Origin of the sequence: Mesorhizobium sp. CO1-1-11, assembly GCF_020164995.1 — a bacterium.
GTDB classification, from domain to species: domain Bacteria; phylum Pseudomonadota; class Alphaproteobacteria; order Rhizobiales; family Rhizobiaceae; genus Mesorhizobium; species Mesorhizobium australicum.
The window spans coordinates 40,534-54,027 of sequence record NZ_JAIUHE010000020.1 but is presented as its reverse complement, the minus strand read 5'-3'; the positions used below and the strand labels follow the sequence as shown (position 1 = coordinate 54,027).

Sequence of the window (13,494 nt, the reverse complement as noted above, 5' to 3'; positions counted from 1 at the left end):
ATCGTATCCAGCAACGATTTCAGCTATAGCGGCGCCGGACCGGTGGGCTGGTCCGCCTTCGGCAGCTACAGGGACAGCGATGTTCGACGCGTACATTATCTGCGGCACGCCCAGAACCGGCAGCACCTTGCTGTGCAAACTGCTGGCGGCCACCAGAACGACCGGCGATCCACACTCATTCTATCGGCGGCAGGATGTGTCGGAGTGGGCCGAAGAATGGAACCTGCCGCCTCGCGACACGATGGGCGAGCTTGAATTCCAGCTTGCCTATCTCAATGCGGCGATCGATGCCGGCAAGGGTGGTACGGAAATCTTCGGTCTTCGCCTGATGCGAGAAAACCTGGACGAGCTTTCAGCGATCCTCGACCGGATTTTTCCGGGGCTTGTGTCGGACAAAGCGCGTTTCGAAAGGGCTTTCGGTCGCGTTCTCTACGTGCATCTGTCGCGTGAGAACAAGCTTGCGCAGGCTGTCTCCCTGGTCAAGGCGGAGCAGACCGGCCTTTGGCACGTCGCTCCCGATGGAACGGAGATCGAAAGGGTCGGATCGCCAGGAGAACCGCGGTACGATTTCCAGCGTATCAGGGACGAAGTCGCCGAGCTTGAGGCCTATGACGCAGCGTGGAACACATGGTTCGCCGAGCAAGACATAACGCCACTGCGGATTGGCTACGAGCGGCTTTCAAGCAGCCCGGCGGCGACACTGATTTCCATCTGTCAGGCCTTGGGCGTACAGTCGCCGAACGCCGGGGATGTGAAACCGGGTGTCGCGAAGCTCGCCGACGCGACAAGCCTCGACTGGATGCGCCGCTACCATCTGGACGCAACCGTCTGACGCCGGACGGAGTTCAGGCCGTCTTGGCCACCACCGTTTCGCTGAGCCAGGTGCCTATCTTGGCGCCGAGGCGATCGGGCGAAACGGGCTTGGGCAGATAGTCGTCCATGCCGGCCTCGATGCACTTGTCGCGGTCGCCCTTCAGCGCATGCGCGGTGACGCCGATGACCGGAATGTGGCCGCCCGACGACGCCTCGATCGCCCGAATGGCGCGTGTCGCCTCGTAGCCGTTCATTTCCGGCATCGAGACGTCCATCAGAACCAGCCTCGGATGCAGCGACCGGTACATCTCGACCGCGGTGCGGCCATTGCCTGCGATGCGGTAGCTCAAGCCCAGCCCATTGAGGATTTGGCCGAACACCATCTGGTTCACGTCATTGTCCTCGGCGATGAGGATGTCGATCGGGCTGTTCGGCGCGGCATTCGATTCCGGCACTGCCGCGATCGGCATGGCGGGGCCGCGGATAACCGTGAAGGCCGGCGGAGCCGGCTGAGGCATCGGTTGGATCGGTTCGCGAATGAAGTGCGCCTTGCCGACCTGCGAGCGCGCCTTCTGGATGACCGAGATGACGGTGCCGAGCAGGACCGCCGAGCGCGCCGGCTTGGTCAGATGCGCCGATATACCGAAGTCGATGATCATCTTGCCGAAATCGACCTGGTCGACCGAGGTCAGGATAACGACTGGGATGGTGGACAGCCGGCTGTCGGCGGCGATGGCCCGGGCGACATCGGCGCCGTTCATGCCGGGCATCTGATAATCGAGGATGATGCAGTCGACGCTGGCGCCGAGCTGGCAGGCGCGATCGAGGAAGGCGAGGCCAACCGCGCCGCTTTCGGCGGCGGCGCAGTCGAAGCTCCAGCTTCTGAGCTGTTCTAGCAGGATCTCGCGGTTGACCGGATTGTCGTCGATGACCAGCACACGCGCGCCGGTGACGTCGACCGGCACGATGGCGTCGCGCGCCTCGGCACGGTGGACCGGCAGCGGCACGGCGAACCAGAAGACGGAGCCGCGGCCGATCTCGCTCTCGACGCCGATCTTGCCGGCCATCAGGTCGACGAGGCGGGCGGCGATGGCGAGCCCAAGGCCGGTACCTTCGTGACGGCGGGTCGAGGAGCCATCGACCTGAGCGAACTTCTCGAACACGTTCTGCAATTTCTCGGCCGGGATGCCGATGCCGGTGTCCTCGACGCGCAGCTTGAGCTGGACGACGTCGTTGACGGTTTCGCCGCCGACATCGATCAGCACATGGCCCTTCTCGGTGAATTTCACCGCATTGCCGACCAGGTTGGTGACGATCTGCCGGAAGCGGCCGGCGTCGCCGACGACATAGGCCGGCAGCCTGGGATCGACGCGCACGATGAGTTCCAGGTTCTTCTCGGCGACGCGGGCCGAGACAAGCGTCGCCACGTCCTCCACCGCTTCCGAGAGGCGGAAGGGGGCGGGGTCGAGCGTCAACTGCCCGGCATTGATCTTCGAGAAGTCGAGGATGTCGTTGATAATGGTGAGCAGCGCGTTGCCCGATTTGACGATAACGTCGGTGAACGTCTTCTGGCGCGGGTTGAGCTCGGTCTTGGCCAGCAATTCGGCCATACCGAGCACGCCGTTCATCGGTGTGCGGATCTCGTGGCTCATATTGGCCAGGAATTCCGACTTGGCGCGGTCGGCGGCCTCTGCCTTGAACAAGGATTCGGCCGACTGGGCAAAGGCGCGACGGATCGCCTGTTCCATCGGGCGGAAGATCCAGAAAGCGACGATGCCCAGGACGGCAAACAACAAGCCGCTTGCCCACAAAAGCAGCCGGTCGCTGGACGCGTCCGCCTGATGGCGTTCGTCGTCCATCGCGGTGCGGACACGCACCAGCATGGGCTGAACGAACAGGTCGTTCTGGTTGCGGATCTCGCGAGTGCTCCATTCATCGGTCTTTTGCGCCACCGACATCAGGTTGAAGTTGCGAACCATGTCACGCGGCGACCAGAACAGGTCGCCATTGACCGAAGCGGCCGCGAGCTCGCTGACGGTCTTGGCCGACAGGCGCGGGCGGATCGCGGCGAGCTGGGCGGTCAGGGTCTCGATCTCGCCGGTCAGCCGCTCGGAATGGTCGCGCGCCGAAGCCGTCAGCGCATCGCGCGTCTCGATCCGCCAGGCGGAACTGGTTGTCTCGGCGAAGCTGGTGGCGTTGCGCAGATCGCGGGTGAAAATGACGAGATTGCTGCTCAGCGCATCGATTTCATGGCGCAAGGAATTGACGCGATTGAGCGCAACCATGATGGCGGCTGAAGCCAGCGCGAAAACCAACAATCCTGAAAGATAACGTATCCGGACGGACCGGATAAAGGAAGAATATTCCGGCATGCGCAACCCCAACACATACGCATCATTCTAAGGATTGGGATTACGCTTCATTTACATTAAGATTTCGTTGGTGGACCGCAGGTGCACCGCGCAACCGACATGAGCCTGCCGTCAGCTGTTACGGGTTGCGACGAAGATCGCCGCGGCCTTCAGCAGGGCAGCCTTTTCGCCATAGGGTTCGAGCAGCGCGTGCGCCTGGCCGACGAGGCCGTCGAGCTGCTTGCGTGCCCAATCCGCACCGTGCAAGGCCACCAGCGTACCCTTGCCCGCGGCGGCATCCTTGCCGGTCGCCTTGCCCATCTGCTCGGCGTCGGCCGTCAGATCCAGCAGGTCGTCGGCGAGCTGGAAGGCCAGGCCGATCGCCGAACCGAACTCGGCAAGCCTTTCCAGGTCATCCGACTGTGCGCCGGCCAGGATCGCACCCGCCTCGCAGGCGAAGCGGATCAGCGCGCCAGTCTTCATCGCCTGCAGTGTTATGATGCCGGCCTCGTCCGGTCGCACCTGCTCGGCTTCGAGGTCTAGTTTCTGGCCGCCGACCATGCCACCGGCTCCTGCGGCGCGGGCGAGCGCCAGCACCAGGGCTGCGCGCCGTTTGGCCGGCAGCGCCGTCGCTTCGCCGGCGATGATGTCGAAGGCAAGCGTCAGCAAGGCGTCGCCCGCGAGGATGGCGGTGGCTTCGTCAAAGGCCTTGTGCACGGTCGGCTGGCCGCGGCGCAGGTCATCGTCGTCCATCGCCGGCAGGTCATCGTGGATCAGCGAATAGCAATGCACGCATTCGAGCGCCGCCGCGACGCGCAACGCCGCTTCGCCATCGGCGGAAAACAGGGCGGCACTTTCCATGACCAGGAAGGGGCGCAGGCGCTTGCCGCCGTTCAACACGCCATGGCGCATCGCCGCCATCAGACGATCGGGCCGAGCGATCTCACCCGAAAGCGGTCGGTCGTCGAGCAAGCGACGCAGCATCACCTCGACGGCGGCCGCGCGCCTGATGAGCGCCATTTCGAACGCCATTTCGTCGTCATTCGTCATGGCCGGGACCGGTAGCCGACACTCAGACGTTGCGCAAGAAGGCAAGCGCCATTATGCCGGGGCGGTAAGAGCCCGTTTGGAAACTCATCTCCTGCGGTCATCTGAAGGCGTTTTCCGCGCTTCCGGTGTTCACGTACTCGAATGTACGCTCCGCTCCGGTTCTCGAAAACACCCTCACATGACTCACGGGAGCCAGTTTCAAAGCGAGTTCTCTGGCATGGGTTGGGCGGCTTGGCGGAACCGATCGTCGATCATGAGACCGAAAAGCTGGACATGGCGACGAGATCGCGAGGCGTGAGCCGCCGCAGTCTCAGGCGCTGGGTCCGGCGCGGCATCGTCGTGGCCGCCGTGCTGGCGCTCATCCCGGTGGTGCTGACCTTTCTCTACCTGCCGTCCTTCGTGCATCCAGTGTCGACGCTGATGCTGAAGGATCTCGCGACATTCTCCGGCTACGACCGGCGCTGGGTGTCGATCGATGATGTCGCGCCTGTGCTCGCCCATTCCGTCATCATGTCGGAGGACGGGCAGTTCTGCTTTCATCGCGGCGTCGATCTTGGCGAGCTCAGGGGGGTCGTCGATGATGCGCTGGCCGGCGAGGCGACGCGTGGTGCCTCGACCATCACCATGCAGACGGTGAAGAACCTCTTCCTGTGGTCGCGGCCGCTGGGCTCGGTGCGCAAGGTCGTCGAACTGCCGCTGGCCGTCTATTTCGACGCGGTGATGTCGAAGCGGCGCATTATGGAGATCTATCTCAACATCGCCGAGTGGGGGCCCGGCATCTACGGCATCGAGGCGGCGGCGCGGCACCATTTCGGCATTTCGGCAAAGCAGCTGTCCAGACGGCAGGCGGCCCTTCTCGCCGTCACGCTGCCCAATCCGATCGCCCGCAATCCGGCAAAACCAGGGCCGGGCTTGAGAAGGCTCGCCAATCTGATCGAGCGGCGCGCCGGCCGCTCCGGCGCCTATGTCGGTTGCCTGGACTAGCCGGTATAAAAAAGATTCACCACAGTGCTGGCCAAAACGGTGTCAGGCGTGTATAGGCACCCGACTTTCTCAGATTTAGGCCCCGACATGGCCCTTTCACGAGGGCGGGCGGGGCTTTTGACCATGTAGTGGAGCATATCCATGGCCGTTCCGAAACGCAAAACCTCTCCGTCCAAGCGCGGCATGCGCCGCTCGGCCGACGCCCTCAAGGCCCCGACCTATGTCGAGGACAAGAACTCCGGCGAAATGCGCCGCCCGCACCACATCGACCTGAAGACCGGCATGTATCGCGGTCGCCAGGTGCTGACGCCCAAGGAAAGCTGAGACCAGCTTTTCCCAAGCAACCGAGTTACAAAAGACCGGCTTCTGGCCGGTCTTTTTGCGTTTTGGCCTTGCCCTGCGCGCCGGCTACTTCAAGCGCTGAGCTTTTTTGTCTCGTCTTTCATGTCGGCCGGGCAACCGGCTGACATGGTTGTTGCATCCGGTATTCGACCGTGTTTGCGGCCGCGCACGAAAAATCTTGACGCCGTGCCTGTGGGGCATTCTACAGAAGGTGCCCCCATATGGAGACGCCAGATGTTCGGTGCCGTCCCGCTTTTGATCGTGCCTTTCGTGCTCTACAATCTCGGCCTGCTCGGTATATTCGGCGGCGGCGACGATCCGTGGGCGAGCGAGATGTTCTCGTTCCGCATGATGTCGGGCGGGGTGTTCTCGATGACGCTCGGCGACCTGATCGTGCTGATCGGGCTGATTTTTCTGTTCCTTGAAATGGTGAAGTCGGCGCGCACGACCACCGCCTCGATCATGGACCATCTGTTGTCGACGCTTGTCTTCGTTGCTTTCCTGGTCGAGTTTCTGCTGGTGAAGGGTGCCGCGCACTCCATCTTCTTCACGCTGCTGATCATCGCGCTGTTCGACGTGCTGGCCGGGTTCGCGGTGTCGATGCGGTCGGCCAGCCGCGACATCAATTTGAATTAGACCGGAACCTCAGCCCGGATCGGCGGCGAAGCCGGCGGCTTCGATGCCGGCGATCGCGGCCGCCTCGTCATTGTCAGACGTGTCGCCGGAAATGCCGACAGCGCCGATGACACTGCCTGCCTTGTCGCGGATCAGCACGCCGCCGACGACCGGCAGCACGCGTCCACCCGACACGTCGGAAATGCCGGCAACCAGATGCGGGCGCTCCTTGGCGAAGGCCTCGACCCTGCGCGAGCCCATGCCGATCGCCAGCGCGCCATAAGCCTTGCCGGCCGACATTTGCGGGCGCAGGAACGAGGCGCCGTCCTGGCGCTGGAAGGCGACCAGGTGCCCGCCGGCGTCGAGCACCGAGACGCCGAGCGGCTTGAGCTTGAGATCGGCGCCCCTGGCGAAGGCGGCATTGATGATCTCTACGGCTTTTTCGAGCGACAGCGCGGTCATGGCAATCTCCTGTTGAACAGCCCAATCATCGCCGGCCAGCCGGACCAGGCAATCCCGCTTTCGGTTGAAATTGCTTCCCGCGAAGCAGCGGGACGAAGGCGTGCCTGTCGGATGCGTTACGACCGCTCGATCCAGGACGAGGCATTGGCGGAGAGACGGGCTATTTTTTCTTGGCGCGGGCCGGCTTCTTGGCAGGTGCGGCAGGCGCGTTGGCTAGATCTTCGGCTTCCTTGGCCAGCCGCAGCGCCCGCAGCTTGTCGGTCTTGGCCTTGCGGGCATCGCTCTCGGCGACGTATTCGGCCATGGCTTTCTGCCGGACCGTCGCCGCCTCTTCCTGCTTCTTGAAGCGCAGATCGGCACGCGCGCGGGCAGTGTCCCTAGAGTTCTCAACCAAGAGCGTATCCAATCCCGTGAAGTGTGATTTCCGTCCTTTGTAGCAGAGCCGGCCTTTCAACGGGGAAAATAGTTGGTCAGACGGCCGGGCTGGCGTTGCGGGGCTTTTCAGCAACCACCGCTTCATAGGCGGCCTGCAGCGTCGCGCGGACAGAGGAGCCGGGCGCTGTGTCGAGGGGGGTGCCGAGATGCTCATGGCGCAATTCGTCCATGAATTTCTCCCACATTGGAGGTCCGCCCTTTTCCAGGAGTTCGGCGCGGATCGAGAGTTCCTCGCTTGTCGGCAGCCAGACGCGGCCCCAGGCGCCGAGATGGGCCAGGATGGGCACCAGCGTGATGGCCATCTCGGTCAGGCTGTAGATCGCCTTCTGCTTATGACTGGGGTCGTCCGCCTTGGTCAGCATGCCGAGCTCCATCAGCCGCTTCAAACGGTCGGCGAGGATGTTGGAGGCGATACCCTCCATCGAGCCGTTGAGCAGCTCGCGAAAATGGCGCCTGCCGCCGAAAATCATGTCGCGCAGGATGATCAGGCTCCAGCGGTCGCCGAACACCTCGAGTGAAAGGTTGATCGGGCAGCCGGACCGGCGATCGAGGGTCATTCCATTTTCTCCGCAAAACCGGTTGCATTATCGTATCGGTTTTACTATCGTGCAACCGATTGCAAAATGCAAGCAGATGAGGAGGCCATGAAATGACGAGCAAAGACCGTCCCGAGATCATATCGGAAGCGTTTGGCGATCCGGCGGATCCGACGCTGCTGCTGATCATGGGCGCGATGGCCTCGATGCTGTGGTGGCCGGAGGCGTTTTGCCGGAAGCTCGCGGACGCCGGCCTTTACGTGATCCGCTACGACAATCGCGATACCGGCCGGTCGACCAAATATCTGGTGGGACAGCCGCCCTACACTTTCGACGACATGGCTGACGACGCGATAGCCGTTCTCGACAGTTACGGCATCGGCAAGGCGCATGTCGCGGGCATGTCGATGGGCGGCATGATCGCGCAGCTCGTCGCGCTCCGGCACCCTTCGCGCGTCGCTTCGCTGACCGTGATCAGCAGTTCGCCCGTGGGGACCGACACGTCGCATCTGCCGCAAACGACCGACGCCTATATGGAGCATTCGGCCGATGGGGCCAAAGTCGACTGGGCGGACCGCCGCCAGGTCATCGACTTCATGGTCAGCGATGCACGCGCGATCGCCAGCACCGCGCATCCGTTCGACGAGGCCGGGATGAGGGCGTTCATCGAGCGGGATTATACCAGGTCCGGCGGCTTGCTCAGTGCCACCAATCATTTCATGCTCAAGGGCAATGACCAATGGAAGGGTCGCCTGCACGAACTGGCAGTGCCGCTTCTGGTCATCCACGGCACGTCGGATCCGATATTTCCGGTCGAGCATGGCGAGGCCTTGGCCCAAGCAGTTGCCGGCGCGAAACTCCTTCGTGTCGAAGGCGGCGGTCACGAACTGCATCCGGATGACTGGCCTGATATAGAAGCCGCCATTGTCGAGCATGTCGATCCAGCTGAGACTTCGTGGGCGAGCCTTGACGAGCGAGGCCTGCCGCAATAGTTAAGTAAATGCTTCAGTGTTTCCACAGAACAGATGAGCACAAGAATGTCCCTGACGCTGCATTTCCATCCGCTGGCCTCCTTTTGCTGGAAGCCGCTGATCGCGCTCTACGAGAACGCCACGCCTTTTGCGCCCGTCATCGTCGACCTAGGCGATGAGCAATCGCGCGCGGCCTTTCTGAAGGTTTCGCCGACCGGCAAGATGCCGGCGCTGCGCGACGACGCGCGTGACCGGACGGTGCTGGAATCGACCATCGTCGTGGAATATCTGGCCGCGCACTATCCGGGACCGATTGACCTCGTTCCCGAAGGCATCGACCTGGCGCTGGCGGTCCGCCAGGCCGACCGCTTCTATGATTTCTATGTGCAGGAGCCGATGCAGAAGATCGTCGGCGACAGGTTGCGGCCGCAGGACAAGACCGATCCATTCGGTGTCGAGCAGGCGCGGAGCCAGCTGCGCAATTCCTACGCCATCATCGAACGGGAGATGCTGTCGAGGGAATGGGCTGTGGGCGATATCTTCACCATGGCCGATTGCGCGGCGTCTCCGGCGCTCTTCTATGCCAACAAGGTCGAGCCGTTCGGCGACAGCTATCCCGCCGTGAAGCGCTATCACGACCGCCTGCTGCAGCGCGCCGCCTTCACCAGGGTGATCGAGGAGGCGCAGCCTTACTTCAAGTTCTTTCCCTACAACAACGGCTGATCGCGATGCTGCACGATCCCGCCCAACTCGACCTGATGTTCCAGGCGCTCGCCGATCCGGCGCGGCGGCAGATGGTCGACCGGCTATCACGCGGCCCGGCGTCGGTGAGCCAGTTGGCCGAGCCGCTGGCGATGTCGCTATCGGCGGTCGTCCAGCACCTCAATCTCCTGGAGGCGAGCGGCCTCGTGCGCACGCAAAAGGTCGGACGGGTGCGCACCTGTCAGATCGAGCCGAAGGCGCTGCGCGCGGCCGAACACTGGATCAATGAGCGGCGCCTCTCATGGGAACGCCGGCTGGATCGGCTCGGCGATTTTCTTGCGGAGAACTGAAGAGGAGCATGCCATGTCAAAGAGAAAATCCGATCTGGTCCGCGGCTATTTCGCGGCCTTTCAGGCCGGCGACCGCGCCGTCATGGAGGCGACCCTTGCCGACGATTTCACCTTCACCAGCCCCTATGACGACGCCATCGATCGCACGACCTATTTCGAGCGCTGCTGGCCGAATGGCAAGCTGTTCCGGTCGATGACGATCGAGCGGATTTGCGAAGACGGCAATGACGTGTTCGTCCGATACAGCTGCGAGACGCTTGAAGGAAAGACCTTTCGCAACACCGAGCTGCATTCGTTTCGCGGCGACCAGTTGCGCAGCGTCGAGGTCTATTTCGGCGCCAGCTATCGCGGTGGCGCCTTCATTCCGCAGAATCCATCAAGCTGACCAACGAGGACCCAACCGTGACCGAACGTTCCGTCGTCCACTCCACCTTCGTTATCGAGCGCCTCTATCCCGCGGCGCCATCGAAGGTCTTTTTCGCGCTCAGCAATCCGGACGCCAAGCGGCACTGGTTCACCGATCCGGGCAACCCGATGCCCGGCCGATACGAACTGGACTTTCGCGTCGGCGGCAAGGAGATCAACGCTGGTGGGCCAAAGGATGGGCCGATCCATGTCTACACTGCCACCTACTGGGATATCGTGCCCGACCAGCGCATCGTCTACAGCTACGACATGCTGTTCGGCGATATCAGAATCTCGGTGTCGCTAGCCACGATCGAACTTTTTGCCGAAGACGAGGGCACGCGCCTGGTGCTGACCGAGCAGGGCGCTTTCCTCGATGGCCATGACACGTCCGGCACACGCGAGCATGGGACCGGGGTGTTGCTCGATCTTCTCGGCAAGTTTTTGCGGATGGAAACCTGATCGTTGTGGCTGCTGACCGAAGAGGATCAGGCTTCCCAGAATTGATCGAGCCAGATGTTGAGTCTGAGGAAGCCGGCATTGCTCACCGTATAGACACGCCGCGTCCCTTCAGCCTTGGCATTGACCAGTCCGGCGTCGAGCAACACTTTCAGATGCTGTGATACCGCCGGGCGGGAGACTGGCAGCCCGGCCGCCAATTCGTTGACGGTCTTCGGACCGCGTCGAAGTTCTTCCAGAAGATGGCGCCGATTGGGATCGGCGATCGCCATGAAGGCGTCGGAAAACATCATGCCTCATTTGTGAGGCAAAGTTTTTCAAATCTCAACTGTTTGCTTCTGCTTTTCTTCTCGGATCGAGCCGCAATGCTTCGGGGGTCACCGAACGGTCGGCCGGCTGCGTCTTGAAGGCATCGCGATCTCCGATCGGCACCGGCGCGCGGCGGCTGATGCGCAGCAGCGTGTAGCCGGCCAGCGACAGATGCGCGAAGGCTGTCGCCAGGAACAGGCCCTCCGGGCGCATCCAGCCCATCAGGGCGGCGGCCAGCAACGGCCCGATCATGGTGCCGAAGCCGTAAAGCAGCAGCAGCCCGCCCGACACCTTGACGAAATCTTCCGACCGGGCGTGGTCGTTGGCATGCGCTACGGCGATCGAATAGAGCGTGTAGGCGAAAGCGCCGTAGGCGGCGGTGAAGACGAGGACGAAGACCGCCGAGCGCGGCTCGAACAGGAAGATGAGCAGCGCAAACAGCGCCGCGCCGAAGGCGGCACCGGCCAGCACGAAACGCCGGTCGGTCTTGTCGGAGAGGCGCCCGGCCGGAAGTTGCATGGCGGCGCCGGCGACGACCACCAGGCTCATCATCAAGGCGATCTCGGCGGTGGAGATTCCGATGCGGGCGCCGTAGACGGCGCCGAGCGTGCCCCAGGCGCCATTGGCGATGCCGATCAAAAGGCAAGCGATCGCCGACACCGGCGAGTTGGCGTAGAGTCCTTTGACGTCGAGCTTGACGTCCTGCAGCGGCTTGGGATGCGAGGCGGTCGACACGGCCGTCGGGATCAGTGACAGGCAAAACAGGATGCCGGTGATCATGAACAACGACGCCGATTTCACGTCGCCGCCGGCGACGATCATCTGGCCGCCCATGATCGAGGCATAGGTGACCATCATGTAAAGGCCGAAGACGGTGCCGCGGTTCTCGTTGGTGGCCTTTTCGTTGAGCCAGCTCTCGATGACCATGAAGGCGCCGGCCATGGTAAAACCGGTGAAGGCACGCAGCAGGATCCAGACATACTCGTCGATGACCAGGCCCGTCAGCAGTGCCACGATGGCGCCGGACGCGGCAAAGGCGCCGAAGGCGCGCACATGTCCGGCGCGGCGCACGATGCGCGGCGCAAAGAAACAGCCGGTGACGAAGCCGCCGGCCCAAGCCGTGCCCATCAGGCCGAGCGAAGCGGTCGAGAACCCTTCCACCTGGCCGCGCAAGGGCAGCAGCAGCCCGTGCAGTCCCGATGCAGCCAGAAGAAAGGCGGTGCCGCGAAGCAGGGAAAGGATCGGTCTGTAGGCTGCGAGCATTTTTTGATCCGGCTGGGGACTGGGCGGGGACGCAGGTTTAAAGGCAGTCGCATTCGGTTTTCGGCGGCGGGCGGTTACCTCAGCGAACTTATCCGCGACGGAACAGCGCCTCGGCAGCCGACTTGGTGGTGTCCTTGGTCTTGAGTTCGGCCTCCAGCCGGGCGATCTCGTCGCGCAGGATGCCGATGCGCTCGGACAGTTCACCGACGGAAAGCAGCGACAGGTCTTGCCCGATCTCGTGCGGACGTGCCTTCTTCTTGGGTTCGTCGTCGAAGATCGCCATGGCTGCTCCTCCTCCGCCAGACCAGATTGGCCATTTGCCTGATTTGGCAATGAGCATACATAGGGCAAGGGCGTCGATGCAAACAGCCGGTAAGAGTGCGGCGAGGAAAGACGGAAAACTTCATGGCGAGCGGACAGAAAATTCCGGCACGGATGACGGCGATCGCTATCTCGGAGCCGGGTGGCCCACGGGTGCTGAAACCGGAAACGCGCGACGTACCGCAGCCCGGCCCCGGCGAAATCCTGATCAAGGTGCATGCCGCCGGCGTCAACCGGCCGGACGTGCAGCAGCGCAAGGGGGCCTACCCGCCTCCGCCCGGTGCATCGGACCTGCCGGGCCTCGAGGTGTCGGGAGAAGTGGCCGCTCTTGGCGACCAGATATCGCGCTGGCGCATCGGGGACAGGGTCTGCGCGCTCACGCCCGGCGGCGGCTATGCCGAATATGTCAGGGTTCATGCAGGCAGCGTTCTGCCACTGCCGGCGGGCTTCACCCACACGGAAGCGGCGGCGGTGCCGGAAAACTATTTCACCGTCTGGCACAATGTGTTCGAACGCGGCGGCCTGAAGAAGGGTGAGACACTGCTCGTCCATGGCGGCTCGTCCGGCATCGGCACCACGACGATCCAGCTCGCCTCGGCCTTCGGCGCTTATGTGATCACCACCGCCGGATCCCAGGAGAAATGCGACGCCTGCCTGAAGATCGGAGCCGACCGTGCGATCAATTACCGCGAGCAGGATTTCGTCACCGCGGTCAAGGAGGTGACCGAAGGCCGAGGCGCCAACGTCATCCTCGACATGGTCGGCGGCGACTATGTCCAGCGAAACTACGAGGCCGCCGCTGTCGAGGGCCGGATCGTGCAGATCGCGGTTCAGGCAGGCGCTGTCGCCAGTGCCGATTTTTCCAAGGTCATGGTCAAGCGGCTGACCCATACGGGCTCGACGCTCAGGCCGCGCACAGTCGAATTCAAGGCGGCGATCGCGGCGGCGCTGGAGGCACAGGTGTGGCCTCTGCTGGGCACGCGCAAGGTGGCACCGGTGATGGACATGATCTACCCGCTCACCGACGCCTGGCGTGCGCATGAGCGGATGGAGGAGGGCGAGCATATAGGCAAGATCGTGCTCGACGTCGGCTAGGACGTCGGCATTTTCGGCTCGGGCTGACCGG

At 63.1% G+C, this 13,494-nt stretch carries 17 protein-coding genes and 1 pseudogene; 10 read left to right on the top strand and 8 right to left on the bottom strand.

Features of this window, described 5'->3' with window-relative positions; translation table 11 throughout:
* Positions 1–79 precede the first annotated feature (79 nt).
* A complete protein-coding gene (locus tag LB554_RS22490; RefSeq protein ID WP_015315341.1) occupies positions 80–832 on the top strand; it encodes a Stf0 family sulfotransferase in 753 nt (250 codons plus the stop codon).
* A 13-nt stretch (positions 833–845) separates the two neighbouring features.
* Here the strand turns inward: LB554_RS22490 and LB554_RS22485 are convergent, their stop codons facing one another.
* Together LB554_RS22485 and LB554_RS22480 are read right to left on the bottom strand one after the other, a co-directional pair.
* Entirely contained in the window at positions 846–3,185 is a 2,340-nt protein-coding gene (locus tag LB554_RS22485; protein ID WP_224587015.1) for a response regulator, read from the bottom strand.
* Between the two features lie 111 nt (positions 3,186–3,296).
* Entirely contained in the window at positions 3,297–4,214 is a 918-nt protein-coding gene (locus LB554_RS22480) for a polyprenyl synthetase family protein (protein ID WP_140712667.1), read from the bottom strand.
* A gap of 222 nt (positions 4,215–4,436) precedes the next feature.
* Between LB554_RS22480 and LB554_RS22475 the strand changes: the two genes are divergently transcribed.
* From LB554_RS22475 to LB554_RS22465, 3 genes are all read left to right on the top strand, one after another.
* Positions 4,437–5,198, top strand: coding sequence for a biosynthetic peptidoglycan transglycosylase (locus LB554_RS22475; RefSeq protein ID WP_140712669.1), 762 nt, complete (start codon positions 4,437–4,439; stop codon positions 5,196–5,198).
* Between the two features lie 141 nt (positions 5,199–5,339).
* On the top strand, positions 5,340–5,522 hold the full coding sequence (gene rpmF, locus LB554_RS22470) for a 50S ribosomal protein L32 (protein ID WP_008834724.1): 183 nt from the start codon (positions 5,340–5,342) through the stop codon (positions 5,520–5,522).
* Positions 5,523–5,774: 252 nt separating this feature from the next.
* Positions 5,775–6,176, top strand: coding sequence for a hypothetical protein (locus LB554_RS22465; protein ID WP_140792665.1), 402 nt, complete (start codon positions 5,775–5,777; stop codon positions 6,174–6,176).
* Between the two features lie 9 nt (positions 6,177–6,185).
* Here LB554_RS22465 and LB554_RS22460 read toward each other — a convergent pair whose 3' ends face one another.
* The 3 genes from LB554_RS22460 to LB554_RS22450 all read right to left on the bottom strand — a co-directional run bounded on the left by LB554_RS22460 (position 6,186) and on the right by LB554_RS22450 (position 7,609).
* Positions 6,186–6,617: a GlcG/HbpS family heme-binding protein gene (locus LB554_RS22460; RefSeq protein ID WP_015315346.1), complete on the bottom strand. Its 432-nt coding sequence runs from the start codon at positions 6,615–6,617 to the stop codon at positions 6,186–6,188.
* A 160-nt stretch (positions 6,618–6,777) separates the two neighbouring features.
* Positions 6,778–7,011, bottom strand: coding sequence for a hypothetical protein (locus LB554_RS22455; RefSeq protein ID WP_023773965.1), 234 nt, complete (start codon positions 7,009–7,011; stop codon positions 6,778–6,780).
* Between the two features lie 76 nt (positions 7,012–7,087).
* On the bottom strand, positions 7,088–7,609 hold the full coding sequence (locus LB554_RS22450; protein ID WP_140616689.1) for a winged helix-turn-helix transcriptional regulator: 522 nt from the start codon (positions 7,607–7,609) through the stop codon (positions 7,088–7,090).
* 92 nt (positions 7,610–7,701) lie between these two features.
* Here LB554_RS22450 and LB554_RS22445 point away from each other — a divergent pair, with 92 nt between their 5' ends.
* The 5 genes from LB554_RS22445 to LB554_RS22425 are packed head-to-tail and all read left to right on the top strand — an operon-like array spanning position 7,702 to position 10,478.
* The gene (locus LB554_RS22445) at positions 7,702–8,580 is read left to right on the top strand and encodes an alpha/beta fold hydrolase (protein WP_140822499.1); all 879 of its coding nucleotides are present in this window, start codon (positions 7,702–7,704) and stop codon (positions 8,578–8,580) included.
* 45 nt (positions 8,581–8,625) lie between these two features.
* Entirely contained in the window at positions 8,626–9,282 is a 657-nt protein-coding gene (locus LB554_RS22440) for a glutathione S-transferase family protein (RefSeq protein ID WP_140822497.1), read from the top strand.
* A 5-nt stretch (positions 9,283–9,287) separates the two neighbouring features.
* Positions 9,288–9,611 (top strand): ArsR/SmtB family transcription factor, encoded by a 324-nt coding sequence (locus LB554_RS22435; protein WP_015315351.1) that lies wholly within the window; start codon positions 9,288–9,290, stop codon positions 9,609–9,611.
* A gap of 13 nt (positions 9,612–9,624) precedes the next feature.
* Positions 9,625–9,996 (top strand): nuclear transport factor 2 family protein, encoded by a 372-nt coding sequence (locus tag LB554_RS22430; RefSeq protein WP_140712677.1) that lies wholly within the window; start codon positions 9,625–9,627, stop codon positions 9,994–9,996.
* Positions 9,997–10,013: 17 nt separating this feature from the next.
* On the top strand, positions 10,014–10,478 hold the full coding sequence (locus tag LB554_RS22425) for an SRPBCC family protein (RefSeq protein ID WP_140822495.1): 465 nt from the start codon (positions 10,014–10,016) through the stop codon (positions 10,476–10,478).
* A 26-nt stretch (positions 10,479–10,504) separates the two neighbouring features.
* Here the strand turns inward: LB554_RS22425 and LB554_RS22420 are convergent, their stop codons facing one another.
* The 3 genes and pseudogenes from LB554_RS22420 to LB554_RS22410 form a co-directional block, all read right to left on the bottom strand.
* Positions 10,505–10,768: an ArsR/SmtB family transcription factor gene (locus LB554_RS22420; RefSeq protein ID WP_010911936.1), complete on the bottom strand. Its 264-nt coding sequence runs from the start codon at positions 10,766–10,768 to the stop codon at positions 10,505–10,507.
* Between the two features lie 31 nt (positions 10,769–10,799).
* Positions 10,800–12,059, bottom strand: a pseudogene (locus LB554_RS22415) (MFS transporter); the annotation flags it as partial.
* A gap of 76 nt (positions 12,060–12,135) precedes the next feature.
* Entirely contained in the window at positions 12,136–12,330 is a 195-nt protein-coding gene (locus tag LB554_RS22410; RefSeq protein ID WP_015315356.1) for a DUF1192 domain-containing protein, read from the bottom strand.
* Between the two features lie 122 nt (positions 12,331–12,452).
* Between LB554_RS22410 and LB554_RS22405 the strand changes: the two genes are divergently transcribed.
* Positions 12,453–13,463: an NAD(P)H-quinone oxidoreductase gene (locus LB554_RS22405; protein ID WP_015315357.1), complete on the top strand. Its 1,011-nt coding sequence runs from the start codon at positions 12,453–12,455 to the stop codon at positions 13,461–13,463.
* Positions 13,464–13,494 lie beyond the last annotated feature (31 nt).